The 25,131-nt window shown below is 70.2% G+C and carries 27 protein-coding genes; 8 read left to right on the top strand and 19 right to left on the bottom strand.

Features of this window, described 5'->3' with window-relative positions; translation table 11 throughout:
- Position 1 precedes the first annotated feature (1 nt).
- The 18 genes from purF to AC6EUL_RS00665 form a co-directional block, all read right to left on the bottom strand.
- Positions 2-1,492 (bottom strand): amidophosphoribosyltransferase, encoded by a 1,491-nt coding sequence (gene purF, locus AC6EUL_RS00750; protein ID WP_056218966.1) that lies wholly within the window; start codon positions 1,490-1,492, stop codon positions 2-4.
- Positions 1,493-1,599: 107 nt separating this feature from the next.
- On the bottom strand, positions 1,600-2,205 hold the full coding sequence (locus AC6EUL_RS00745) for a CvpA family protein (RefSeq protein WP_056218968.1): 606 nt from the start codon (positions 2,203-2,205) through the stop codon (positions 1,600-1,602).
- Positions 2,206-2,601: 396 nt separating this feature from the next.
- The gene (gene radA, locus AC6EUL_RS00740; protein ID WP_499868271.1) at positions 2,602-4,038 is read right to left on the bottom strand and encodes a DNA repair protein RadA; all 1,437 of its coding nucleotides are present in this window, start codon (positions 4,036-4,038) and stop codon (positions 2,602-2,604) included.
- A gap of 48 nt (positions 4,039-4,086) precedes the next feature.
- Positions 4,087-5,184, bottom strand: a complete 1,098-nt coding sequence (alr, locus tag AC6EUL_RS00735; protein WP_499868269.1) for an alanine racemase — start codon at positions 5,182-5,184, stop codon at positions 4,087-4,089.
- Between the two features lie 20 nt (positions 5,185-5,204).
- Positions 5,205-5,711 (bottom strand): DUF29 domain-containing protein, encoded by a 507-nt coding sequence (locus tag AC6EUL_RS00730; protein WP_499868267.1) that lies wholly within the window; start codon positions 5,709-5,711, stop codon positions 5,205-5,207.
- Positions 5,712-5,829: 118 nt separating this feature from the next.
- Entirely contained in the window at positions 5,830-7,317 is a 1,488-nt protein-coding gene (locus AC6EUL_RS00725; RefSeq protein ID WP_056218979.1) for a replicative DNA helicase, read from the bottom strand.
- Positions 7,318-7,607: 290 nt separating this feature from the next.
- Complete coding sequence (gene rplI, locus AC6EUL_RS00720) at positions 7,608-8,171, bottom strand: 50S ribosomal protein L9 (protein WP_056218980.1); 564 nt, start codon at positions 8,169-8,171, stop codon at positions 7,608-7,610.
- 30 nt (positions 8,172-8,201) lie between these two features.
- The gene (locus AC6EUL_RS00715) at positions 8,202-9,227 is read right to left on the bottom strand and encodes a DUF2232 domain-containing protein (RefSeq protein WP_056218984.1); all 1,026 of its coding nucleotides are present in this window, start codon (positions 9,225-9,227) and stop codon (positions 8,202-8,204) included.
- A 163-nt stretch (positions 9,228-9,390) separates the two neighbouring features.
- A complete protein-coding gene (gene rpsR / locus AC6EUL_RS00710) occupies positions 9,391-9,678 on the bottom strand; it encodes a 30S ribosomal protein S18 (protein WP_056173092.1) in 288 nt (95 codons plus the stop codon).
- Positions 9,679-9,681: 3 nt separating this feature from the next.
- On the bottom strand, positions 9,682-10,158 hold the full coding sequence (rpsF, locus tag AC6EUL_RS00705; RefSeq protein ID WP_055956175.1) for a 30S ribosomal protein S6: 477 nt from the start codon (positions 10,156-10,158) through the stop codon (positions 9,682-9,684).
- 447 nt (positions 10,159-10,605) lie between these two features.
- Positions 10,606-10,869 carry a PepSY domain-containing protein gene (locus tag AC6EUL_RS00700; RefSeq protein WP_056273282.1) on the bottom strand — a complete coding sequence of 88 codons (264 nt, stop codon included), beginning with the start codon at positions 10,867-10,869 and terminating at the stop codon, positions 10,606-10,608.
- A gap of 67 nt (positions 10,870-10,936) precedes the next feature.
- Positions 10,937-11,674 (bottom strand): pseudouridine synthase, encoded by a 738-nt coding sequence (locus AC6EUL_RS00695; protein WP_156394235.1) that lies wholly within the window; start codon positions 11,672-11,674, stop codon positions 10,937-10,939.
- 14 nt (positions 11,675-11,688) lie between these two features.
- Entirely contained in the window at positions 11,689-12,609 is a 921-nt protein-coding gene (locus AC6EUL_RS00690) for a class I SAM-dependent methyltransferase (RefSeq protein WP_156649910.1), read from the bottom strand.
- Positions 12,610-12,736: 127 nt separating this feature from the next.
- Positions 12,737-13,639: a GTPase Era gene (era, locus tag AC6EUL_RS00685; RefSeq protein ID WP_156389836.1), complete on the bottom strand. Its 903-nt coding sequence runs from the start codon at positions 13,637-13,639 to the stop codon at positions 12,737-12,739.
- A 79-nt stretch (positions 13,640-13,718) separates the two neighbouring features.
- Positions 13,719-14,513, bottom strand: a complete 795-nt coding sequence (gene rnc, locus AC6EUL_RS00680; RefSeq protein WP_056218996.1) for a ribonuclease III — start codon at positions 14,511-14,513, stop codon at positions 13,719-13,721.
- A 13-nt stretch (positions 14,514-14,526) separates the two neighbouring features.
- Positions 14,527-15,327 (bottom strand): signal peptidase I, encoded by an 801-nt coding sequence (gene lepB, locus AC6EUL_RS00675; protein WP_056218999.1) that lies wholly within the window; start codon positions 15,325-15,327, stop codon positions 14,527-14,529.
- A 116-nt stretch (positions 15,328-15,443) separates the two neighbouring features.
- The gene (acpS, locus tag AC6EUL_RS00670; RefSeq protein ID WP_056353278.1) at positions 15,444-15,857 is read right to left on the bottom strand and encodes a holo-ACP synthase; all 414 of its coding nucleotides are present in this window, start codon (positions 15,855-15,857) and stop codon (positions 15,444-15,446) included.
- Positions 15,854-16,615: a pyridoxine 5'-phosphate synthase gene (locus AC6EUL_RS00665; RefSeq protein ID WP_499868261.1), complete on the bottom strand. Its 762-nt coding sequence runs from the start codon at positions 16,613-16,615 to the stop codon at positions 15,854-15,856. The genes acpS and AC6EUL_RS00665 overlap by 4 nt, the downstream gene beginning before the upstream one ends.
- Before the next feature lie 95 nt (positions 16,616-16,710).
- On the opposite strand from AC6EUL_RS00665, the gene AC6EUL_RS00660 reads away from it, so the two are divergent.
- The 8 genes from AC6EUL_RS00660 (at position 16,711) to dxr (ending at position 24,389) form a co-directional block, all read left to right on the top strand.
- Positions 16,711-17,085 (top strand): PH domain-containing protein, encoded by a 375-nt coding sequence (locus tag AC6EUL_RS00660; RefSeq protein ID WP_499868259.1) that lies wholly within the window; start codon positions 16,711-16,713, stop codon positions 17,083-17,085.
- 168 nt (positions 17,086-17,253) lie between these two features.
- Positions 17,254-18,321: a 30S ribosomal protein S2 gene (locus tag AC6EUL_RS00655; protein WP_056219011.1), complete on the top strand. Its 1,068-nt coding sequence runs from the start codon at positions 17,254-17,256 to the stop codon at positions 18,319-18,321.
- Positions 18,322-18,506: 185 nt separating this feature from the next.
- Positions 18,507-19,430, top strand: a complete 924-nt coding sequence (tsf, locus tag AC6EUL_RS00650; protein WP_056273267.1) for a translation elongation factor Ts — start codon at positions 18,507-18,509, stop codon at positions 19,428-19,430.
- Between the two features lie 167 nt (positions 19,431-19,597).
- Positions 19,598-20,320: a UMP kinase gene (pyrH, locus tag AC6EUL_RS00645; protein ID WP_056219019.1), complete on the top strand. Its 723-nt coding sequence runs from the start codon at positions 19,598-19,600 to the stop codon at positions 20,318-20,320.
- 563 nt (positions 20,321-20,883) lie between these two features.
- Positions 20,884-21,450: a ribosome recycling factor gene (frr, locus tag AC6EUL_RS00640; protein WP_056219022.1), complete on the top strand. Its 567-nt coding sequence runs from the start codon at positions 20,884-20,886 to the stop codon at positions 21,448-21,450.
- 63 nt (positions 21,451-21,513) lie between these two features.
- Positions 21,514-22,347 carry an isoprenyl transferase gene (locus AC6EUL_RS00635; protein WP_082501245.1) on the top strand — a complete coding sequence of 278 codons (834 nt, stop codon included), beginning with the start codon at positions 21,514-21,516 and terminating at the stop codon, positions 22,345-22,347.
- Between the two features lie 2 nt (positions 22,348-22,349).
- On the top strand, positions 22,350-23,213 hold the full coding sequence (locus AC6EUL_RS00630) for a phosphatidate cytidylyltransferase (RefSeq protein WP_499868253.1): 864 nt from the start codon (positions 22,350-22,352) through the stop codon (positions 23,211-23,213).
- Between the two features lie 12 nt (positions 23,214-23,225).
- Entirely contained in the window at positions 23,226-24,389 is a 1,164-nt protein-coding gene (gene dxr, locus AC6EUL_RS00625; RefSeq protein ID WP_499868251.1) for a 1-deoxy-D-xylulose-5-phosphate reductoisomerase, read from the top strand.
- A gap of 8 nt (positions 24,390-24,397) precedes the next feature.
- Here dxr and AC6EUL_RS00620 read toward each other — a convergent pair whose 3' ends face one another.
- Entirely contained in the window at positions 24,398-25,042 is a 645-nt protein-coding gene (locus tag AC6EUL_RS00620; RefSeq protein WP_499868249.1) for a TetR/AcrR family transcriptional regulator, read from the bottom strand.
- Positions 25,043-25,131 lie beyond the last annotated feature (89 nt).

The following is a 25,131-nucleotide window of genomic DNA, read 5'->3' as shown; positions in this document are numbered from 1 at the left end:
CTCAATCGGCTTCGGCGAGCATGGCGAGGCGGCGCGGCCCGGCGATCGCGAGGTCGGTCAGGCCGGTCGGGTAGTCGCCGGTGAAGCAATGATCGGTGTATTGCGGGCAGGCCTCGTCGCGCCGCGCCTCGCCCATGGCCTTGTAGAGGCCGTCGATGGACAGGAAGGCCAGCGAATCGGCGCCGATGTAGCGGCGCATGCCCTCGAGATCGTGGGTGGCGGCGAGCAGCTTCTCCCGCTCCGGCGTGTCGATACCGTAGAAGTCCGGGTAGGTGATCGGCGGCGAGGCGATCCGGAAATGCACCTCGCGGGCGCCGGCCTCGCGCATCATGCGCACGATCTTCACCGAGGTGGTGCCGCGCACGAGGCTGTCGTCGACCAGCACGATGCGCTTGCCTTCGACCACGGCCCGGTTGGCCGAGTGCTTCATGCGGACGCCGAGCTCGCGCACCGACTGGGTCGGCTGGATGAAGGTGCGCCCGACATAGTGGTTGCGGATGATGCCCATCTCGAAGGGCAGGCCGGTCTCCTGGGCGAAGCCCAGCGCCGCCGGTACGCCCGAATCCGGCACCGGGATGACCACGTCGGCCTCCGTCGCCGATTCCCGGGCCAGTTCGTGGCCGATGTTCTTGCGTACGGCGTAGACGCTCTTGCCGTTCACCACCGAATCCGGCCGGGCGAAGTAGATGTACTCGAAGATGCACGGCCGCATCGGCTGGGCCGGGGCGAAGCGGAGCGATTCGATGCCCTCTTCCGAGATCACCACGATCTCGCCGTTCTCGATGTCGCGGATGAACTTGGCGCCGATGATGTCGAGGGCGCAGGTCTCGGAGGCCAGGATGTAGCGGCCATCGAGCTCGCCGAGCACCAGGGGGCGGATGCCCATGGGATCGCGGGCGCCGATGAGCTTCTTGTTGGTCAGGGCCACGATGGCGTAGGCGCCCTCGATCTGGCGCAGGGCCTCGGTGAAGCGCTCGACGATGCGCGGCGCCCGGGAGCGGGCGGCCAGATGCAGGATCACCTCGGTGTCGGAGGTCGACTGCGTGATGGCGCCGTCACGCACGAGGTCGCGGCGGATCGAGAGGGCGTTGGTGAGGTTGCCGTTGTGGGCCACGGCGAGGCCGCCGCTGGCGAGTTCGGCGAAGAGCGGCTGCACGTTGCGCAGGATGGTGCCGCCGGTGGTGGAGTAGCGGACGTGGCCGATGGCGGCCGGGCCTTCGAGGTGCTCGATGGTCGAGCGATCCGAGAACGAATCGCCGACGAGGCCGGGCCGGCGCTCGGAATGGAAGACCGCCCCGTCGAAGGAGACGATGCCGGCCGCCTCCTGGCCGCGATGCTGCAGGGCGTGCAGGCCGAGGGCGACGATGGCGGAGGCATCGGGATGGCCGAAGATGCCGAACACGCCGCACTCCTCGCGCAGCGTGTCGCCGTCGCGGTCGAGCCCGTCCACGACCTCGACAGGGGGGCGGGCGCTCGACTTGGCTACAGACATGATGATGTCGTTCCCTGCTTGGCCCCGCGCGAATCCCGGGCGGGCACCGTCAAGAAGGCGTCATGTAGTCGGCCTTCGCGCTGCAACCAAGCGCGCAGGGACGCAGATCAGCGTCGCGGGGCAGGCGTGGCTGGCGCTTCGGTGCGGCGCTGGGCCGGGACTTCCCCTTCCGGCGGCTCGACGGGATCGGCCGGCGTCTCGGTCTTGGGCTTCTTGAACTGCTTCAGCAGGCCTTCCGGATTCTCGGGCAGCTGGGCCACCAGGGCCTCGCCGGATTTCTCCAGCATCGGGCGGCTGCGGGCCTCGGACGCCCAGGGCGGCATCTTGCCCTGCACGAGCCAGGCCAGGAACACCCACCCGATGACGCAGATCAGGAAGCCGCGGCCGGCGCCGAACAGGAAGCCCAGCGAACGGTCGATCGCGCCGATGCGCGAATCGAGGATCATGTCCGACACCTTCACGGTGATGATCGACACGACGATCAGCGTCACCAGGAAGATCGCCGCGATCGAGGCCACCAGGGCGACGGTGGCATTCGTCACGTGCTGGCTGACGGTGGGCAGCAGGAGCGGATGGAATTTCCAGGCGATGGCGGCGGCGGCGACCCAGGCGATGATGGCGAGCACTTCGCGGGTCGCGCCGCGCACGGCGGCCAACAGCGCCGAGACCACGACGATACCCAGCACGACGAGATCGAGAACGGAGAACGGCATCTCTGACGATTGTCACTTCAAGGGGCGGAGCGGCGACGATGACCGGATCGTGCGGCTTCCCCCGGCCGCGGCCCTGTATATCGTGCGGAAACTCGGCCGTCACCCTGGCGTGGAGGCCCATTCCCGTCCGGTGCTCGTGCGGGTCCGGCGTGACGCCCGGTTCCATGACGACGTCCTCCGGCCGTTTCCGACGGCAAGAAAGCCGGCCGAGCGCCGCGTTGTTCGGCGGCGTACCGGCCGTTTTCTGGTTTTGCCCCGAAACACATCGCCGGGATCGCGGGCCTGACCTTCCGCCCGGCCAGGATCGTCTGTCGGCCCTCCGCTCGGGCCGGCGCTAGACCTGATCCGAGGTCTCGAGCGAGGCCCGCTCACCGGGCCGCCCGTGCGGCCGAGGGCCTAATCGTCGTCGCCGTAATCGGGCGGGTTGTGGCCGCGGCGCTGCGCGACCCGGCGCGGACCGTTGCTGGCGATGCCCGCCACCATGTCGGCGATGTGGCGCAGGGCCTCCGTCGAGAGGGCGCCGTCGCCGCCCTCGCCGCGCCCCTGCGGCATCACCGCCTTGGCGAAGCCGAGCTTCAGCGCCTCCTTGAGCCGCGCCGGGGCCTGGGCCACCGGGCGGACCGCACCGGAGAGCCCGATCTCGCCGAAATACACCGTCTCGGGCGGCAGCGTGGCCCCGGACAGGGACGAGACCAGGGCGGCGGCCACCGCGAGATCGGCGGCGGGCTCCGAGATGCGCAGGCCGCCCGCCACGTTGAGGTAGACGTCGTGCGTGCCCAGGCGGATGCCTCCATGGGCCTCCAGCACCGCCAGCACCATCGACAGGCGGTTCGGGTCCCAGCCGACCACCGCCCGACGGGGCATCCCGAGGGAGGAGGGCGCCACGAGGGCCTGGATCTCGACGAGGAGCGGGCGCGTGCCCTCCATGCCGGCGAAGACCGCGGTGCCGGGGGCCGCGTGGTCGCGGCCGGCGAGGAACAGCGCGGACGGATTCGGAACCTCGGCCAGTCCCATGTCGGTCATCTCGAACACGCCGATCTCGTCGGTGGGCCCGAAGCGGTTCTTCACCGCGCGCAGGATGCGGAAGTGGTGACCCTGGTCGCCCTCGAAGGAGGCGACGGCATCGACCATATGCTCGACGACGCGGGGGCCAGCGATCTGACCGTCCTTGGTCACGTGCCCGACGAGGATCACCGCCGTGCCGCTGGTCTTGGCGAAGCGGATCAGGGTCTGGGCCGAGCCGCGCACCTGCGTGACGGTGCCGGGGGCGGATTCCACGGTCTCGGTCCACATGGTCTGGATCGAATCGATGATGGCGAGCGCCGGCGGGCGCCCCTGCGACAGGGTCTCGACGATGTCCTCGACATTGGTCTCGGCCGCCAGTTCGACCGCCGCCGAGGTCAGGCCCAGGCGCTCGGCCCGCAGGCGCACCTGCGCCACCGCCTCCTCGCCCGAGATGTAGACGACGCGCTCGCCCGTGCGGGCCATGGCGGCGGAGGCCTGCATCAGCAGGGTCGACTTGCCGATGCCGGGATCGCCGCCCAGGAGGATCACCGAACCGCGCACGAAGCCGCCCCCGGTGACGCGGTCGAGCTCGTTGATCCCCGACGGGATGCGCGGCGCCTCCTTCACCGCGCCGGTCAGGCCCTCCAGGGTGAAGACGCGGCCGCGAGCCCGGCTCGGCCGCGTCTTGACCGGCCCGGACTGGGGACCGGTGGCCCCGGTCTCCTCCACGATGGTGTTCCAGCCGTTGCAGGCCTCGCAGCGCCCGCGCCAGCGGTTGTAGACCGCCCCGCAGGACTGGCAGACGAAGCTCTGTTGGATCTTGGCCATCGCGATTCCGCTGGAGGAGCCGGAGGACTCGCCCGGATCAGGCGGAGGTCAGGCCCCGGTTCCTGTCACATAATGGCGAACATAGCGAGAACCCAGACCCGTCAGGATCTCGTAGCCGATGGTGCCGGCGGCGCGTCCGACCGTGTCGACGTCGAGGGCGTCGCCGATCAGGGTCGCGGTCGTGCCGCGCCGGGTCTCGGGGGCGTCGGTGACGTCGAGGATGACGAGGTCCATCGAGATCAGCCCGAGGATGGGGCAGCGGACGCCGTCGACCAGGGCGATGCCGCGTCCGCTCGCGGCGCGCGGATAGCCGTCCGCGTAGCCCATCGAGAGGGTCGCCAGCCGCCGCGGCTCGGTGGCCCGCCAGCGGCCGTTATAGCCGCAGGTCTCTCCCGGCGAGACGTCGCGGATCTGCGCGACCTGCGCGTCCAACCGCACCACCGGCCGCATCGGGTTGGGCTTCCACGGGGTCGGGTTGCCGCCGAACAGGGCGTAGCCGGGTCGCAGCAGGTCGTGATGCGCGTCCGCGCCGAGAAAGATCCCCGAGGAATTGGCGAAGGAGCCGGGCAGGCCCGGATGCGCGGCCCGGACCCGGGCGAAATCCGCCCTCTGGCGCCCGTTGACCGGGTCGCTCGCCAGTTCGGCGCTGACGAGGTGGGTCATCAGCAGCGCGATGCCGGCGCGCGCGATCAGCGGATCGCCCGAGAGTGCCAGGGCCTCGGGCACCGAGAGGCCAAGGCGGTTCATGCCGGTGTCCACGTGCAGGGCCGCCGGAAGGGGGGCGGCGGCGGCCTCCGCCAGGGTGGCCCATTCGGCGAGTTCCTCCAGGCTGCCGAGGACCGGCCGCAGCGCATGCGCCGCCAGCGTCGGGCCGAGGCCGGACAGGAGGCCGTTCAGCACGTAGATCGTCGCCTCGGGCAGGACGGCCCGGGCCGCGATCCCCTCGCTCAGGTGCGCGACGAAGAACGTCCGGCACCCGGCCGCCCACAGAGCGGGCGCGACCCGGGCGAGGCCGCAGCCATAGGCATCCGCCTTGACCACGGCGGCGCACGCCACCCCCGGCGCCTGCGCTCCGAGCCGCCGCCAGTTCTCCGCGATGGCCGCCAGGTCGATGGTGAGGCGGGCGCCGTGGGTGCCTTCGAGCATCGGGCGCCGTTCCAAATCATTCAGGGCTCGGATGAGATGCCCGCCTTCTCGTTGGCGGCCTGGGGCCAGGGCATGTCACGGTTCAGCACCGCGTCGGCGGAATAGGGACAGGACTCGGGAAAGGTGGCCTCTGGGAGATTCGTCTCGGCCGCCGCCTCGATCCGTGCGCGTCGATAGGCACGGGCCAGGAGGTCCTCCATCTGCGCTCCGAGGCTCGGACTGTCCTCCATCCGCTCCAGCGCGGCGAGGCGCTGGACGCGGATGGAGGTCGTCCAGCTCCGACTTCGCATGTCCGGCTGATGGTCCCATTTCAGAAGGTGCAGCAGGATGATCCGAAGTGCGCTCGTCAGGGCGTTCCGTTCCGCGCGCGCCACCGATTCCACCTCGTCGATCAGATGGGGGATGTCGAGCTTCGCCCAGGCGCGCTGACGCAGATGTCCGGCCTGTTCAAGGGACCAGGCGGCCAGATCGCCGTCATAGGAGGCGCCGAGGCGCGGTTCGGCCTCGACGCGCTTGGGATGTGCCACGGTCGCTCCTTCTCGCGTCCGAGTGCGACGGTTCACGAATGCGGGCGATCTTACAGGATTCCTGGATCGTCCGCGAGGCGCGTCGGCGCACAGGCGGCCCCGGCCAGAAGCCGCCCGCCTACATCTGCTCCGGCAGGCGGTCGGACTGCGCAAGGTCCGAGAAGCGCGTGATGTTGGCGTCGAACTGCAGCTCGACGGTGCCGGTGGGGCCGTGACGCTGCTTGCCCAGGATCACCTCGGCCTTGCCGTGCACGCGGTTCATCTCGGCCTCCCAGGCGAAGAACTCCTCCGTGCCTTCGCGGGGCTTCTTGTTGTTGACGTAGTATTCCTCGCGGAAGACGAACATCACCACGTCGGCGTCCTGCTCGATCGAGCCCGATTCGCGCAGGTCGGCGAGCTGCGGGCGCTTGTCCTCGCGGTTCTCGACCTGACGGGAGAGCTGGGACAGGGCGATGATCGGCACCGCCAGCTCCTTGGCCAGCGCCTTCATGCCGGTGGTGATCTCGGTCATCTCCTGCACGCGGTTGTCGCTGCGCTTGCCCGAGCCGGAGAGCAGCTGCAGGTAGTCGACGATGAGGAGATCGAGGCCCTTCTGGCGCTTGAGGCGCCGGGCGCGGGCGGCGAGCTGCGCGATGGAGATGCCGCCGGTCTGGTCGATGTAGAACGGGATCGTCTGCATGTCCCGGGCGGCATCGGTGATCTTGTAGAATTCCGCCGGCTGGATGTCGCCGCGGCGGATCTTGTAGGACGGCACGCCCGACTGCTCGGCGATGATACGGGTCGCCAATTGCTCGGCCGACATTTCGAGGGAGAAGAAGCCGACGATGCCGCCGTTCTTCGTCTCGGTCCGGCCGTCCGGCAGCTTCTCCGACTGGTAGGCCTTGGCGACGTTGAAGGCGATGTTGGTGACGAGCGAGGTCTTGCCCATGGCCGGGCGCCCCGCGAGGATGATCAGATCCGAGCGCTGCAGGCCGCCCATCTTGGCGTCGAGGTCCGACAGGCCGGTGGCGACGCCCGAGAGCTTGCCCTCGCGCTGGTAGGCCTTGGCCGCCATGTCCACCGCGGCCGTGAGGGCGTCGGAGAACTTCTGGAAGCCGCCATCGTACTTGCCCGATTCGGCGAGCTCGTAGAGACGCCGCTCGGTGCCCTCGATCTGGTCGCGGGGCGAGGATTCCACCGGCGCCTCGTAGGCGCCGTTCACCAGGTCCTCGCCGATGGTGATGAGGCGGCGGCGGATGGCGAGGTCGTAGATGGTGCGGCCGTAATCGCCGGCATTGATGACGGTGGTGGCCTCGGCGGCGAGGCGCGCCAGGTACTGCATCACCGTCTGGCCGCCGAGGTCGGCGTCGCCCAGGTAGGTCTTCAGGGTGATGGGGGTCGCGAGCTTGCCCGCCTTGATGAGCTGCGAGGCCACCTCGAAGATCTTGCGGTGGACGTCCTCCATGAAGTGCTCGGGCAGGAGGAAGTCCGAGATCCGGTAATAGGCGTCGTTGTTCACCAGGATCGCGCCGAGCAGGGCCTGCTCCGCATCGATGTTGTGCGGCGCGACGCGGAATTCCTGCGCGACGGGCTGAAGGTTGGCCGTCAGGGCGTTGGGCAGGGCCATGGGCTGATTCGAGGCTCCGACTCGTCGATTCATCGTCCGCGCGGTGGTCCGCCGCCGCACGTCGCTATCGCCCGACCATGGCGCCGGCATGGTTAGCCGAACCTTAGCCGATTCGCGCTTTGCGGCTTCCCGTTCCGTCGCGGCCGCATTCTTTGGACGCGCGGACGGGGAGGGCGGTCGCAGAAACGCCCGCCATCCTCGCGGATGACGGGCGTCCATGCTGGAACAAATGCGGAACTAGTCAACCGTTAAGGCCGGTCGTCCCCATTCTTCACCGTCCTGTGGCGTGATTACTCGCGGTCGTCGCCGGCCTCGGCGAGGGCGGCACCGACCTCGAGACCGAGGTCGTCGAGGTTGAAGGCCTCGCGCTCGGTGGTGGACTCGCCGCGGGCCTGACGCTCGGCCTCTTCGGGCGAACGGGCGACGTTCACCGTGATCGAGACCTCCACCTCGGGGTGCAGCACGACCGGGACGGTGTGCAGGCCCAGGGTCTTGATCGGCTGGTTGAGGGCGAACTGGTCGCGGCCCACGGTGAAGCCGTCGGCGGTGACGACGTCGGCCAGGTCGCGGGTCGAGACCGAGCCGTAGAGCACGCCGGTCTCGCCCGACTGGCGGATGAGCACGAAGCTCTTGCCCTCGAGGGTCTCGGCGACGGACTGCGCTTCGGACTTGCGCTCGAGGTTGCGGGCCTCGAGCTGGGCGCGCTGGGTCTCGAAGTGCTTCTTGTTGCCGTCGGTGGCGCGCAGGGCCTTGCCGCGGGCGAGGAGGAAGTTGCGGGCGTAGCCCGGCTTCACGTTCACGGTCTCGCCCATCTGGCCGAGCTTGGCGACGCGCTCGAGGAGGATGACTTCCATGGTGTTGGTCCTTCGGTTGGGGGGGGAGGATCAGGGTCGTCCGGCCGCGTCGCGGGGACGTCGGCGGTCGAGGGCGGTATCGGCGATGCCGAACAGGGTCAGGGCGACGAGAGCGACGCCCTGGGTGAAGAAGAGGATCAGGTAGAGGCCGAGCAGGAGGGCGAGGCGCCCGGGCCGGCCGCGGCTGCGGTCGTGGAAGGCGGCGAGGCCCTGGATGGCGAAAGCGGCGCTGAGCGCCCCCGCCACGGCGACGCCGAGCACGCCCGGATAGCCCGGCACCAGGGCGAGCAGCACCGCACCCCCGAGCACGGCCAGCACCCGGCGCGGCATCATCGTCGCGGCGAGGTCCGGCCAGGGGCGGAGCAGGCGCCCGGAGATGCGCACGATGCGGGCGGCGGCCCAGAGATAGAAGGTCAGCAGGACCGTGAGGCCGTGGGTGGCGAGCCCGGGCGCGATGGCCGCGAGGGCGTTGGCGACCTCGGTCCGGGTCGCCTCGGCGGGATCCTGCGGACCCGGCTCGGCCGGGGCCTCGGCCGGAGGCTTGGCGTCTGCCTCGGGGGCGTCCGGCTTCGGAGCGGGGGGCGCCGGATTGGCGGCGCGGTCAGCCCGGACCTGGATCAGCGTCCGGGTCATGCCCCGCAGCTGGGACTGGAAGGTCTCGTAGTTCGGGGCGGCGATGACCGCGATGGCCACGAAGGCGAGGCCGGCCGTCCCGGCGGTCCAGGCGAGCAGGCGCCCGGTCGGATACCATTCCATCGTGCCGTCGGCGCCCGGCCGTCCGAGTAGCGCCAGATAGGCGAGCCACCAGGCGGGCAGGGCGAGATAGGCGAAGAAGCCGAGGCCGAGGAAGGGCTGGACCACGAGGGCGAGGGCCAGGGCGCCGGTGACGGCGGCCACGAGAGCGGCCCGGTGGCTCCAGCCGAGGCCCACGATCAGGATCGGGAGCGGGGCGAGCAGGTAGAGCAGGATCGCGAGCGCCGTCGCCTTCAGCAGGACGCCGAAGAGGAGGGCGGAGACGAGGCCCGCGCCGATACCGATGCCGAGAAACTGTGTCATCAATCCCGCTGTCCCACTGTCCCGGTCCGGGCAGGGTTAGAGGCACGTCCGGCCCCAACGATTCCCGGCCCACCTGTCGGATCGGCCGGTACGAACCTGTGTGCCGCGCGAGCGGCGTGAGGCCCCGGCCCGTGGTGACGGGCCGGGGCGAGCGCCGGGGCGCTTACTTGATCACGTAGGGCAGGAAGCCGAGGAAGCGGGCACGCTTGATCGCCTGGGCGAGCTCACGCTGCTTCTTGGCCGACACCGCCGTGATGCGCGACGGGACGATCTTGCCACGCTCGGAGACGTAGCGCGACAGGAGCTTGACGTCCTTGTAGTCGATCTTGGGCGCGTTCGCGCCCGAGAAGGGGCAGGTCTTCCGACGACGGAAGAAGGGACGGCGTCCGCCGCCCGCACCACCACCAGCCCCGCCAGCGGCGGGTGCACCGGGTCCAGCACCAAATGCCATGACTTAAGCCTCCCCGCCGAAGCTGCGCTCGGGGCGGTCGCCCCGGTCGCCGCGATCACCCCGGTCGCCGCGATCGCGGTCGCCGCCGAATCCACCACCGCCGAAGCCTTCGTCGTCCCGACGACGGCCGCGCTCACGATCCTTGCGGTCGTCGCGGTCGCGCTTTTGCATCATCGCCGACGGCTCGGACTCGAGCTCTTCGACGCGGACGGTCATGAAGCGGAGGACGTCCTCGGAGATCTGCATCTGGCGCTCCATCTCGGCCAGAGCGGCCGGGGGGGCGTCGACGTTGAGGAGCGTGAAATGCGCCTTGCGGTTCTTCTTGATGCGGTAGGCGAGGGACTTCACGCCCCACATCTCGATCTTCTCGACCTTGCCGCCATTGGCTTCAATGACGCCCTTGTAGGTCTCGACCATGGTCTCGACCTGCTGGGCCGTCACGTCCTGGCGCGCCAGGAAGACGTGTTCGTAGAGAGGCATTAACGGGCCCTTCATATTCAAAGGGACCCGACGGCACGAAAAACGTGCGGGAAAGGAAGCGTCGGGCCGGTTCATCCGCAATCGCCCGGCGCCAAGCCCTTCGAGCCGTTTGAAGGCCCGAGCGGTTGATCGAAGGCGGAGACACGGGACGACGGGATCGGCCCTTCACGAGGCTTCACCCTGTGCCGAACGAATCGACACCGTCCGTTCAGCCCCCAGCCGGAGCGAACGCGAGGGGTGGCGGATAAACGAGTCGGTCGGGATTGGCAAGCCGGGGCGGACGCGGGGGGCTGTCCGAGCCGCCGCCCGGAGCCTGATCCGCTTCGAACGGATCGCCACCCGGGCCGGCGGGTCGACCCCGCAACGCGGGCGGGCCGGGATGAGTCCCCGACGCGGCGGGCCGGGTCGGTAGGCCGATCGCGGCGTTCGCGACCGATCGGGACCGGCTTACTTGTCCGGCTTCTCCGAGAGGATCGCGCCGGTCTTCGGGTCGGCGTGGAACTGCATCTTGACGCCGTTCTTCACGCCCTCGCCCTCCCAGTGGCCGTCATCGGCCTCGAATTCGGTGATGCTGGTGTAGCCCGCGGCCATCAGCTTCTGCTTGACCTGATCGGCCGGCATCCAGTCGGCGCCCGGCGTGTCGGCCAGGGCGAGGCTCGCCGGGCCGGTGCTGAGGGCGAGGGCGAGGAGGAGCGTCGAGAACCGGTTCATTGCGGATCACCCGTCGGGTTGGCGTTCGCCGATCCAACAGGTCGCGCCGGGTCCGGTTCCGGACCGGTCAGGGCGCCTCGCCCGCGAAGATCGCGGCGATCTCCGCCGGGCCGAGGACGCGGTATTCGCCTGGCGCGAGGTCGTCCGGCAGGCCGAGGCCTCCGACGCGGTCGCGGTGCAGGGCGGTGACGTGGTTGCCCAGAGCGGCGAACATGCGCCGGACCTGATGGTAGCGCCCCTCGTGCAGGGTCACCACGGCGCCGGTCTCGCCCTCGGCCTCGAACCCGACCGGCAGGAGCGGCTTCTCCTCGCCTTCCAGCATCAGCGTGCCGGAGGCGAGGACCGTGCCCTCGTCGCCCTTCAGCGGACGATCCAGGGCGACGCGGTAGCGCTTGGCCACGTTGGCCTTCGGCGCGATGATCCGATGCAGGAGGGCGCCGTCATCGGTGAGGAGCAGGAGGCCGGAGGTCTCCTTGTCCAGGCGGCCGACCGTGGAGAGGGCGGGGTCGCGCCGGCGCCAGCGATCGGGCAGGAGACCGTAGACGAGGGGGCCCGCCTCCTTGTGCGAGCAGGTCACGCCGAGGGGCTTGTGCAGCATCAGGGTCAGGCCCGGCGGCGGGTCGAGGGCGGCGCCGTCGACGGTCATCCGCTGGGCGAGGTCCGGCGTCACCGGGATGCGCTGATCCGCGTCGCGCAGGGGCGAGCCGTCGAGGACCACGAGGCCGGCGCGGGTGAGGAGCGCGATCTCCCGCCGCGAGCCGTAGCCCATATTGGCGAGCAGGCGGTCGAGCCGCAGCTGCGCGATCTTGGCCGGCCGCGTCATCGGCGCGCCTCGTAGATCTTGTAGCCGCCGGCCGAGGCCTTCAGCGTCACGCTCTTGAAGGCCGCCTTCAGGGGCGCCTCGTAGGGCAGGTGGGTGTTGGCGGTGAGCCAGAGGCTGCCCCCCGGGCGCAGGGCTTCCGCCGCCCGGGCGATGAAGGCCTGGCCGAGGGCCTGGTCTTCGGCGCCGCCGTCGTGGAAGGGCGGGTTCATCACCACGAAGTCCAGCCGCGACAGGCCGAGGCCGCCGGCGCGGATATCGGCCCAGCGCAGGGTGGCGCGCGGATCGCCGACGTTGCGCGTCGCCATCTCGATGGCGCGCCGGTCGAGGTCGATCAGCGTCAGGGCCGTCACCTTCGGCGAATGGAGGACGGCCCGGGCCAGGATGCCGAGGCCGCAGCCGAAATCGGCGCCGGCGCCGGCGAGGGGCGGCAGGTGGGCGAGGAGCAGGGCCGTGCCGGGATCGAGGCGGTCGTAGGAAAAGATCCCGGCCTGCGTGCAGAGGGCGAGGTTGTCGATGTGGCGCGGACCGCCCTCGTGGAGGGCGTCCTCGAGACCGCTGATCGCTTCCGGGCGCGTGCCGACGCAGATCCGGTGGTGGCGCCGCGCCTCCTCCTGAACCGCGCAGCCGAACCCGGCGAGTTCCTTGGCGAGACGGCTGCCGCCGCGATCCTTGGGGGCCAGCGCCGTCAGACGCCCGCCGGGCTGCAGGGCCTTGAGGCCGAGTGCCAGCACGTAGCGCCGCTCAATCGTCCCGGCCGGCGCCAGGATGTCGAGCCGCTCCAGGCGCCCGGGCTCCAGATCCTCGAGGCGGGCCGCGCCGGGGCTCAGCGGCGAGAGCTGGACCGCGTGCGGGGGCACCTCCACCAGTTCCAGGGGCGGCGCGCCGTAGACGGCTTCCGAGACAGGCATGGTGGACATCGTGACGGGATCCGGCGCGACGGCGCGCGCGCCTCGACGGCTCAGGGCGTGACAGGAAATCGGGAGGCTCGGCCAGCGCGCGACAAGAATCGCCGCGGTGCCGATCTCCCGTTCTCATAGCCCATGCTCAGCCGCGCGGGAACTCCAGACCCATCTCCCGATAGCGCGCCGGATCGTCCGCCCAGTTCTCGCGCACCTTCACGTGCAGGAAGAGGTGCACCGTCTGCTCGGCCGCTTCCGCGATCTCGTGGCGGGCCGCCTGGCCGATGGCCTTGATGGTCTGGCCGCCCTTGCCGAGCACGATGGAGCGCTGGCTCTCGCGCTCCACGAAGATGGTCTGCTCGATGCGGACCGATCCATCGGGACGCACCTGCCACTGGTCCGTCTCGACGGTGGAGCGGTAGGGCAGTTCCTCGTGCAGGCGGTCGTACAGCTTCTCGCGGGTGATCTCGGCGGCGAGCATCCGGATCGGCGCGTCCGAGACCTGGTCCTCCGGGTAGAGCCAAGGGCTCTTCGGCATCATGCCGGCCAACGTCGTCTTCAGCGTTTCGATGCCGTCGCCGTTCAGGGCCGAGACCATGAAGGTGTGCAGGAACGGAATCCGCTCGTTCAGGGAGGCCGCGAGGGCCAGCAGGCGGTCGCGCGGGATCAGGTCGATCTTGTTCAAGATCAGCACCTTGGGGCGCTTCACGTCCGGCAGCTTGGCCAGGATCGCGTCGACCTCCTCGCTCACGCCCTTGCGGGCGTCGATCAGCAGGCAGACCGCATCGGCATCCGAGGCGCCGCTCCAGGCCGAATGCACCATCGCGCGGTCGAGGCGGCGCTTGGGGGCGAAGATCCCCGGCGTGTCGACGAGGATGATCTGCGCGGTGTCGTGCATGACGATGCCGCGCACCAGGGCGCGGGTGGTCTGCACCTTGCGGGAGACGATCGAAACCTTGGTGCCCACGAGGCTGTTCAGCAGCGTCGACTTGCCGGCATTGGGGATGCCGATCAGCGCGACGAACCCTGCGGTGGTGTTCTCCGGCATCGTCACCGCGGGAAGCGGCTGCAGCGGTGGCGGGGCGAAGTCGTCGTCGCCGTCGAAGTCGTCGTCGGGCACATCGGCGTCAGGCATCGGGGGCATGTCCTTCAGCGACGTCCGCCGACGTCTCCTGGGTTCGGGAGGGAGCGGGGCCGGTGATCTCGCGCTCCAGCACGAGGCGGGCGGCCTCCTGCTCGGCGAGGCGCTTCGAGGGGCCGATGCCGATGCCGGCCTCCAGTCCCTCGACGCGGACGGCGATCTGGAACACCGGCGCGTGGTCGGGGCCCGAGCGTTCGACCACTTCGTAGAACGGGATCGGCAGGGCCCGGGCCATGGCCCATTCCTGCAGGGCCGATTTGGCGTCGCGGCCGCGGGGGGCCGCCGTGTCGGTGTCGGGGGTGAAGGCCGCGTTGACGATGCCCTTGGCGACCTCGTAGCCGGCATCGAGGAACACCGCCCCGAGGATCGACTCGCACACGTCCGCCAGGATGGTCTGGTTGCGCCGTCCGCCGCTCTGGACCTCGCCGGGGCCGAGGGCGAGATGCGGGCCGACGTCCCAGGTGGTCGCGACGGCGGCGCAGGTCTCGCGCCGGACGAGCCCGGCGAGACGCCGCGACAGCTCGCCCTCGTCGGCCTGCGGAAACGCCTCGTAGAGGAGGTCGCCGATGGCGAGGCCGAGGACGCGATCGCCCAGGAATTCCAGGCGCTGGTAGCTGCCGAGCCGCCCGTTCCCGCCGGCCTTGCTCACGTGGGTGAGGGCCTGGACCAGCAGCTTCGGGTCGGCGAAGACGTGGCCGACCCGCGCCTCGAGCACCGCGAGGTCGGGCTTCGGACGGGGCGCGCGCCGCGCCCGGCTGGAGGGACGCGCCTCTTCGGTCACGATGGATAACGTCCTAGTGGATGGTCGTGAACAGCCGGTTCCAGCGCACCTTCGCCGGCCAGTTCCAGATCTGCCATGCCGGCGTGCCTTCGTCGATGGAGAAGAAGATCATCTCCGCGCGGCCGACGAAGTTCTCGAACGGCACGAAGCCGACATTGGCGAGATCGCGCGAATCCGTCGAGTTGTCGCGGTTGTCGCCCATCATGAAGAACCGGCCTTGCGGTACGGTGTAGGGCTCGGTGTTGTCCCAGTAGCCGTTGTCGCCGTCGCGCTCGATCACCCGGTGGGTGACGCCGTTGGGAAGAGTCTCGAGGTACTGCTCGGCCTTGGCCTGCTCGCCGTACGGCCCGGTGGTCTCGAAGGGCGCGATCTTCTCGCGCTTCACCGGCACGTCGTTGATGTAGAGCAGCCCGGCCTTCATCTGGATCTTGTCGCCGGGCAGGCCGATGACGCGCTTGATGTAGTCGGTGGCGTTGTCCTTGGGCAGCTTGAACACGGCGATGTCGCCGCGCTTGGGCTCGGCGCCCCAGATCCTGCCATCGGCCGTGAAGGGCAGGTACTCGCTCAAGGGCAGGGAGTACTTCGAATAGCCATACGAATATTTCGAGACGAACAGGTAATCGCCGATCAGGAGCGTGGGAACGAGGGAGCCCGAGGGGATGTTGAACGGCTGGAACAGGAGCGTGCGCACCACCAGCGCGATCAGCAGCGCCTGGCCGCCGACCTTCAGCGTCTCCTTGATGCTCGCCCAGGTGCCGGTGTCAGCAGCCTTCAGGTCACGCTTCGTCTGCTGGTCCACGCGGGCACGTTCCATCTGGCTGCCATCTCCGGTCCGACGCTCGCGCCCGGATTCCGGGCGGCTTCCGTCGTTGACGGTCGACCGGCGGCATAGACCATGCGGAAAGGCGCCGCAACGCAGGGGGCTATCGGCTAAGTCCCGGGCGTGCTGTCCGGCACCGCCTCGATGATCACGAAGGCCTGAGCCATGGGCGGGTCGTCCGTGAGGGTGATGTGCAGCTTCGGCACGTGGCCGGCCGGGACCATCGCGGCGAGGTGTTCTGCGGCCGCCCCGGTGAGGCGGAGGGTCGGCCGGCCGCCGGGCAGGTTCACCACCTCCATGTCGCGCCAGAAGACGCCCCGGGCGATGCCGGTGCCCAGCGCCTTGGCGCAGGCCTCCTTTGCGGCGAAGCGACGGGCATAGGAGGGGGCCCGCGCCGCGCGGGCATCGCATTTGGCGCGCTCGCCATCGGTGAAGACCCGATGGGTGAAGCGCTCGCCGTAACGGTCCAGCGATTTCTCGATCCGGCGGATGTCGCAGAGGTCGGAGCCGATGCCAAGAATCATGCCCGGGCCGCGTCCATGGCAGCGCGCATGTCGCGGATCGCCTGGGGCAGGCCCACGAAGATCGCCTCGCCGATGAGCGCGTGGCCGATGTTCAGCTCGGCGATCTCCGGCAGGGCCGCCACCGGACCGACGCTGTCGAGGGCCAGGCCGTGACCGGCATGGACCTCCAGGCCGAGTCCCGCCCCGTGGGCGGCCGCCCGGGCGATGCGGTCGAGCTCGTGCGCCGTGCGCGTGGCGTCGCCCTCGGCCACCGCCTCGCAGTAGCTGCCGGTGTGGAGCTCGACCACCGGCGCCCCGAGCCGGCGGGCCGCCTCCATCACCGCCTCGTCCGGCTCGACGAAGAGCGAGACCCGGATGCCGGCCTCGGACAGGCGGGCGATGCGGGGTTGCAGGGCGTCTTGGCCGCCGATGATGTCGAGGCCGCCCTCGGTGGTGCGCTCCGCCCGCTTCTCCGGCACCAGACAGGCGGCATGCGGCTTCAGCCGGATCGCCATCTCGATCATCTCGTCGGTGGCCGCCATCTCGAAATTGAGCGGCACCGTCAGGATGCGCGCCAGCGTTTCTATGTCGGCGTCGCGGATGTGCCGCCGGTCCTCGCGCAGATGCGCCGTGATCCCATCCGCTCCCGCCGCGACCGCCTCGCGGGCCGCGCGAATCGGATCGGGCGCCGTGCCGCCGCGGGCGTTCCGCACGGTCGCGACGTGGTCGATGTTGACGCCGAGCCGGAGGCGGCTCGGCCGTGAGGTAGAAAAGGACATGGAGGCGGACTCCGGGCACGGGCGTGGCGCCCTGACGGAACGGCGGACGTGCCCCTACATAGGTGCGGCGAGGCTTCAGGGGGATACGGCGCGCGATGGGTTTTCTCGATGGACTGCTCGGCCACGGCAGCGATCTCTCGCCGGCGGAGGTCAACCAGCAGATGGCCGGCATCCTCACCGAGGGCGAGCCGGTGCAGGTCGCCTTCCGGATCCTGCGCGACCTCATCGTGTTCACGGACCGGCGCCTGATCCTGGTGGACAAGCAGGGCCTCACCGGCCGGAAGGTCTCGTACCTGACCGTGCCCTACCGGGCGATCACGTCGTTCTCGGTGGAGACGGCGGGCAGCTTCGACCTCGATTCCGAACTGGCGATCTGGGTGTCGGGCCGACCCGAGCCGATCCGCAAGACCCTCAAGCGCGGCGCCAACATCCTGGCGATCCAGCAGGCGATCGCGGCGTCGATCCGGTGAGATCGACCGCCCCGGCGAACCTTGCCTCGGCGGCCGGGCTCTGTTAAGGCCCCGCCCATTCCACACGCGGAGCCGGCCTCATGCCTGAATGAGGCGTTTCCGGTGGTCGTCGTCCCTCGGGCGCGATCGCTTCCTCCGCGGCGGTACCAACCGGAGAGTACAAAAGACATGGCCGTCGATTTCACCATGCGTCAGCTTCTCGAGGCCGGCGCCCACTTCGGACACCAGGCCCACCGCTGGAACCCGAAGATGCAGTCCTACATCTTCGGGACGCGCAACAACATCCACATCATCGATCTCGCCCAGACCGTGCCGGCCCTCCACCAGGCCCTGCAGGCGGTGAGCGACACCGTCGCCAAGGGCGGCCGCGTGCTGTTCGTCGGCACCAAGCGCCAGGCGGCCGACACCATCGCGGAAGCCGCCAAGCGCTCGGCCCAGTACTACGTCAACTCCCGCTGGCTCGGCGGCATGCTGACCAACTGGAAGACCATCTCGGGCTCGATCCAGCGCCTGCGCAAGGTCGACGAGACCCTCGACGGCGGGGCCCAGGGCCTCACCAAGAAGGAGCGCCTGATGCTCGCCCGCGAGAAGGACAAGCTCGAGAAGGCGCTCGGCGGCATCAAGGACATGGGCGGCGTGCCGGACCTGCTGTTCGTGATCGACACCAACAAGGAGCAGCTGGCGATCAAGGAGGCCCAGCGCCTCGGGATCCCGGTGGCGGCCATCGTCGACACCAACTGCAACCCGGACGGCATCACCTACGTCGTTCCCGCCAACGATGACGCCGGCCGCGCCATCGCCCTGTACTGCGACCTGATCGCCCGCGCCGCCATCGACGGCATCTCGCGCGGCCAGGGCTCGATGGGCATCGATCTCGGCGCCTCCGAGGAGCCGGTCGCCGAGGAGCTGCCGGCGAACGACGACGGCGCGACCTCCGTCGAGTCGGGCTCGGTCAACCAGGCCGACGTCGCCGCCCTCGTCGAGTCCACCGAGCACTTCGAGCTGCTCTCGGCCCCCCGCGGCGCGCCCGACGACCTGTCCAAGCTCCACGGCGCCGGCCCGCAGATCGTGCAGAAGCTCAACGAAGCCGGCATCTATCACTACTGGCAGCTGGCCTCCATGAGCGCCGACGACGTCGCCAAGGTCGATGCCGACCTGAAGCTGAACGGCCGCATCGGTCGCGACGGCTGGGTCGACCAGGCCCGCGGCTTCGTCGAGGCTGCCGCTGCCGCCTGATCCCGCTGCGGCGGCCCGTCATCGGGCCGCCATCGCCAGATCGGACACTGCTTCCTGAAGCCCGGTGCTTTCCAAGAGCGCCGGGCTCAGTCGCTTCAAAAGACTCAGCTTCGCTGAACCCGTTCGCTTCAGAAGCCTTCCCGCGGGAAGGTTTCGCATCCGACAAGACACGGAAAGGACCCGCCATGGCCAACATCACCGCCGCACTGGTGAAAGAGCTCCGCGAGAAGACCGGCGCGGGCATGATGGACTGCAAGGGCGCGCTCAACGAGACCGATGGTGACATCGAAGCCGCCGTCGACTGGCTGCGCAAGAAGGGCCTCGCCAAGGCCGCCAAGAAGGCCGGCCGCGTGGCCGCCGAGGGTCTGGTCGCCGTCGAGTCCGCCGGCCACCACGCCGCGATCGTCGAGGTGAACTCCGAGACGGACTTCGTCGCACGCAACGACAGCTTCCAGGCCTTCGCCCGCGAGGCCGCCAAGCTCGCGCTCAACACCGACGGCACGCTGGACGGCCTCGAAGCCGCTACGTTCCCCGGCGCCGCGACCACGGTCAAGGAGAGCCTCGCCAACCTCATCGCCACCATCGGCGAGAACATGACACTGCGCCGCGTCGCCAAGCTCGACGTGACCAAGGGCGTGATCGCCTCCTACGTCCACGGCCAGGTGGTCGAGGGCCTCGGCAAGATCGGCGTGCTCGTCGCGCTCGAGTCCGAGGGCGACGTCGAGGTGCTCTCCACCCTCGGCCGTCAGATCGCCATGCACGTCGCCGCCACCAACCCGGTGGCACTCGATGCCGCCGGCGTCGATCAGGCGACCCTCGACCGCGAGATCAACATCCTGCGCGAGAAGAATGCCGGCAAGCCCGAGAACGTGCTCGCCAAGATCGTCGAGAGCGGCCTGAAGAGCTACTACAAGGAGGTCACCCTCCTGGAGCAGCCCTTCGTGCATGACGGCTCCAAGACCATCTCCCAGGTGCTGAAGGAGGCCGAGGGCAAGGCCGGCGCGCCGGTCAAGCTCGCCGCCTTCGTGCGCTACGCCCTCGGCGAGGGTATCGAGAAGGAGGAGGCGCCCGATTTCGCCTCCGAGGTGGCCGCCGCCGCCCGCGGCTGAGCCGGACCGTCCCGGGTAAGGCCCCGCGGAAACCAGGGAATCGTCCAAGGGGCGGCGGCAGGAATGCCGCCGCCCCTCGACGTTCCGGCCTCCCTTGGGCTAGACACCCCTCCGCTTCCGATTGGCTCCCCGACCTGATCCAGGCCGGGTTAGAGGGGACTGGCTCGATGCCGGAGACCACACCGTTTCGCCGCGTCCTCGTGAAACTCTCCGGCGAGGCGCTGGCCGCACCCGATGGGTACTGGCTGCATCCCCCGACCCTGGCGGGCATCGCCGACGACATCGCCCGCACCCGCGAGGCCGGCGTGCAGATCGCCCTGGTGGTCGGCGGGGGCAACATGATCCGCGGCGCCCGCATCTCGGCGGCCGGCTGGATCGACCGGGCCACCGGCGATTCCCTCGGGATGATGGCGACCGTGATGAACTCCCTGGCTCTGGAAACGGCCCTGAACGCCGCCGGCGTCCCGGCGCGCACGATGTCGGCGGTCTCGATGCCGACCATCTGCGAGACCTATGCGCGCCAGCCGGCCCTGCACCACCTCGACAAGGGCCAGGTCGTCGTCCTCGCCGGCGGCACCGGAAACCCGTTCTTCACCACCGACACCGCCGCCGTCCTGCGGGCGGCCGAGCTGCGCTGCGATGCGGTGTTGAAGGCCACGCAGGTCGACGGCGTCTATTCGGCCGATCCGAACCGCGACCCCACCGCCACGCGCTACGACCGGCTGACCCACGACGAGGCCATCGCCCGCGACCTCAAGGTGATGGACACCGCCGCCTTCGCGCTCGCCCGCGAGAGCCGCCTGTCGATCGTCGTCGGGTCCGTCCATGCGCCGAGCTCGATCCTGGCGATCCTCACGGGCGGTGCCCCGGCGACCCAGGTCGTCCCCTAGGCACCGCTGCGGCCGCGGCCTTTCGGTGGGCGACGCCTGCGGACGTCGCCGCTGTCCTTGCGGCTGTGGCGCCCGATCTTGATCAGGGGTTCGCGAGCCTGGCGCCGGGTCGGGCCGCCGGCGATCTCTTGAAGCCCCGGAGGAGCTCCGTTCGCCGGTGCGGCGCAAGCGTCTTGCGGCGCATCGCCGCCACGGCGGTCGGGTGCCGATCGAGCCGTGCGACGTCTCCAGGTGTAGGGTCGGGGATGACGGTCGCGCCGCACGCCCGTGAGGCTCTCCATCCGCTGCGGCGATTCGATCCGATCCCGCTGTCCGCGGCCCGCGTCTGCCCGCCTGCGCGCCCGCGCCGATGTCGGGGGAAGGCAGGGCGTGCCGCGCTCCGGACCGGCTGCAGCGGAGGCCGGGAAGGCTCGGGCCCGCAGCGCGCCCGCCCGGCCCGGGCGTTTCCTGCCCCAACGACACGAACGCCATTTGCGACCCACTGGATTTTGGTTCATTGAGGCCCACGAACGGGCCCCGGCGGCCCGACCCATTCCCTCAAGTTCGCGTCGGGATAGTCCAGCATGGCAGCCATTCCAGAATTCGACCTGAATGACCTCAAGCGTCGCATGCAGGGCGCCGTGACGTCGCTGAAGGGGGATCTCGGATCGCTCCGGACCGGCCGCGCGACCCCGAGCATCCTCGATCCGATCCAGGTCGATGCCTACGGGGCGATGATGCCCATGGCGCAGGTGGCGACGGTGAGCGTGCCCGAGCCCCGTCTTCTCAGCATCTCGGTCTGGGACCGCGGCATGATCGCCGCCGTCGAGAAGGCGATCCGGGAATCCGACCTCGGCATGAACCCGCAGACCGAGGGCCAGACCATCCGCCTGCGCGTGCCCGAGATGAACGAGCAGCGCCGCAAGGAGATGGTCAAGGTCGCGCACAAGTACACCGAGGAAGCGCGCGTCGCCGTCCGCCACGTCCGCCGGGACGGTCTGGACCATCTCAAGAAGCTGGAGAAGGACGGCGCGATCAGCGAGGATGACGAGAAGCGTCAGGCCGGCGAGGTCCAGAAGGCCACCGACCAGTTCATCGCCGAGATCGACGGCGTGCTCGCCGCCAAGGAGAAGGAGATCATGCAGGTCTAGGATCCCAGATCGGGATCGGAGCCACGTGTGATCGGCACGAGAGACGGTTGGGGGAGAAGCGCGTTGGGTCGCTCAGAAGGCGCGCGTCAGATCGAGACGGCGCGGGTGCACGGCACGGACGTCGCGCTGGGCGCGGCGGAGACCGCTGCGGCGGTGTATCCGGGTGCGCCCCTGCCTGCCCTGGCGGCGCCCCCGACGCACGTCGCCATCATCATGGACGGGAACGGCCGCTGGGCCGCCGATCGCGGCCTGCCACGGGTCGAGGGGCATCGGCGTGGCGTCGAGGCGGTCCGGCGCGCCGTGCGCTCCGCCATCGAACTCGGCGTGCGCTACCTGACGATCTACAGCTTCTCCTCCGAGAACTGGCGGCGGCCGCCTGCCGAGGTCGCGGACCTCATGGGTCTGATGAAGCTCTTCGTCCGCCGCGACCTGGCGGATCTCCACGGCAACAACGTGCGCATCCGCATCATCGGCGAGCGCGAAGGCCTGCCGGCGGACATCGCCGGATTGCTCGACGAGGCCGAGCAGCGCACCCGGGCCAATACGGGCCTGACCCTCATCGTGGCGTTCAACTACGGCGGCCGGCAGGAAATCCTGCGGGCGGTCCGCAGCCTGGCCCGGGACGTGGCGGCGGGACGGCTCGCACCCGATGCCATCGATCTCGACGTACTCACGGGCGCCCTCGACACCACCGGCATCCCGGACCCGGATCTCGTGATCCGCACCTCCGGCGAGCAGCGCCTGTCGAACTTCCTGACCTGGCAGACGGCCTACGCGGAATACGTGATCGTGCCGGAGTTCTGGCCGGATTTCGACCATGCCGCCTTCCGCGCCGCCGTCGACGAGTATCACCGCCGCGACCGTCGCTTCGGCGGCCTCAGCGGCAAGGCCGGCTGATCATGGCACCCGGAGAGGCGGCACCCGCCTCGCAGCGCGGCCTCCTCGCCAGCCGCGAGTTCCACACCCGCCTGGTGTCGGCCGTCCTGCTCGGCGCGATCGTGCTCTCTGCCCTCGTCCTCGGCGGCTGGCCCTTCGCGGTGATCTGGCTCGCCGCCGGGATCGTCTTCGCGGCCGAGTGGATCGGCATGAGCGCGGTCGTGCCCCGGCGCCTCGTTTTGGCGCTGACTGCCGCGACGCTGTTCGGCCTCGTCCTCTGCCTGCACGGCGACGCGCCGCTCGGGATCGCCCTCGGGGTCGGCGCCGTCGGGGCGATCCTCGTGGCGGCCGTGGCCCGCGGCGGGGCGGGACGGGGGCGGGCCCTCGCGGGTCTGGCCAGCTCGGCGGTGATTGCCCTGGTTCCCACCGCCCTGCGCGACGATCCGGCCATCGGCCTCCTGGGACCGGCCTGGATGTTCGCCGTGGTCTGGTCCACCGACATTATCGCCTACTTCACCGGCCGGACCTTCGGCGGCCCGAAGCTGATGCCGAAGGTCAGCCCGAAGAAGACCTGGTCCGGGGCGCTCGGCGGCCTCGCGGCGGGCACGTTGGCTGGTGTCGCCCTGGTGATGGTCGCGCGCGACCATGGCTGGAGCGACCTCGCGACCACCTCGCTCGCCCTCGTCGCCCTCGTCAGCGCCACCGCCTCCATCCTGAGCCAGGGCGGGGATCTCGTGGAATCCGCCCTCAAGCGCCGCTACGGCGTGAAGGATTCGGGCCGTTCCATTCCCGGCCATGGCGGCGTCATGGATCGCCTCGACGGCTTCTTCGCCGTGGCCGTCCTGGTCGGCCTCTATCTCATCGCCCGCCGCCTCGCGGCGGCCTGAAGGACCCTTCCGTTGCTGACCGTCACCATTCTCGGCGCCACCGGCTCCATCGGCCAATCGACCGTCGACCTGCTGCTTCAGCATCCCGACCGCTTCCGCATCGGCGGTCTCGTGGCGGGGCGCGACGTCGAGGCCATCGCCCGGCTCGCCGGCAACCTGCAGCCCGATTTCGTGGCCCTGGCCGACGCGTCCGCCGGTCCGGCCCTGCGCGACGCCCTGGCCCATACCGGCATCCCGAACGGGGCCGGTGAGGGCGCCGTCCTCGAGGCGGTCGCCCGGGATGCCGACATCGTGGTGGCGGCCGTGAGCGGGGCCGCCGGTCTGCGCCCGACGCACGCGGCGCTGAAGCTCGGGCGCACCGTCGCCCTCGCCAACAAGGAGAGCCTGGTCTGCGCCGGCGATGCCTTCATGCGCGACGCCAAGCGCTACGGCGCCACCCTGCTGCCGGTCGATTCCGAGCACAACGCCCTCGCGCAGGCCCTGGGCGACGGCCGCCTCGACGACGTGGCGAAGATGACCATCACCGCCTCGGGCGGTCCGTTCCGGACCTGGACGCGCGAGCGCATCGCCGCCGCGTCGCCCACGGAAGCGGCGGCCCACCCGACCTGGTCGATGGGCATGAAGATCAACATCGATTCGGCTTCCCTGATGAACAAGGGGCTGGAGCTGATCGAGGCGCACCACCTGTTCACCCTCGAACCCGAGCGCCTCGATGTCATCGTCCATCCGCAATCGATCGTGCACGGCCTCGTCTACTGGCGCGACGGCGCGGTGACCGCGGGCCTCGCCATGCCGGACATGCGGGTACCGATCGCCCATTGCCTCGGTCTCGGCGAGCGCCTGACGATCGCCCGCGGCCGCCATCTCGATCTCGCCGCCGCCGGCAGCCTGACCTTCGAGGCCGCCGACGAGGCGCGCTTCCCCTGCTTGGCGATCGCCCGGGCGGCGCTCGCCGCCGGGGGCGCCGCGCCCACCGTGATGAATGCGGCCAACGAGATCGCGGTCGCGGCCTTCATCAAGGGCGCGATCGGCTTCTACGGCATCGCCGACCTGGTCGAGCGCGCCTGCGCGCACTTCGCCGGCCAGTACCGGACCGCGCCCGAGGATGTCGACGAGGCCCTGGCCATCGATGCCGAGGTGCGCCGCTGGAGCAGCCAGGCCGTCGCGGCGGCCTGAGCCCGGGCTCAGGCCTCGGGACTGTAGCCCGCCAGGAACACGCGCACGGCCTCGCTGACGTTGTGCTCGATCTCCGCCTCGGAGACGCCGTCGCCGGCGTTGAAGAGGAGGCGCGTCAGGAGGCCGGCCTGGCAGATCTGCAGGAACTGGCGCGCGGCGAGATTCGTACCGGCCGGGCGCAGGCGCCCCGCCGCGACCTGCGCATCGAGATAGGCGGCCAGGCGCGTCGTGCCCTGCACCGGCCCGGCCTCGAAATAGGCCTGGCCCAGGCGCGGGAACTTCTCGCAGGCGCCGATGACCATCCGTATCACCGTGACGTGCTCCGGCCGGATCATCTCGGCAAGGTAGCTCCGGCCGAGACGGGTGAGGACGCCCCGCACGTCGGGATCGTCCGCATCGAGCCGGAACAGCACCTCCGCGAGACCCCGCTTCTCGGCGAGCGCCAGATCCTCGAACAGCGCCTCCTTGCTGTCGAAGTAGACGTAGAGGGTCCCCTTCGAGACGCCCGCCGCCTTGGCGATCTCGCCCATGCTCGCCCCGTCGAAACCCGATGCCATGAAGACCGCGCGCGCCCCGTCGAGGATCTGGCGACGCTTGTCGGTCTCCCCCGATGTGCGCTCCCGCGCATCGCGCGGGGCCTGTGCGGTCGCCATGGCCCTGACCCTCATTGACCGAACGGTTCGGTCACAATATCCCAAGGCCGTGGGTCGCGCCAGCGTTCGCAGGCCCGAAAATGACCGAA

Source organism: Methylobacterium sp. 001424705 (assembly GCF_059816145.1).
The sequence above is the reverse complement of the archived record's forward strand: the minus strand, read 5'-3'. Positions and strand labels throughout refer to the sequence as shown.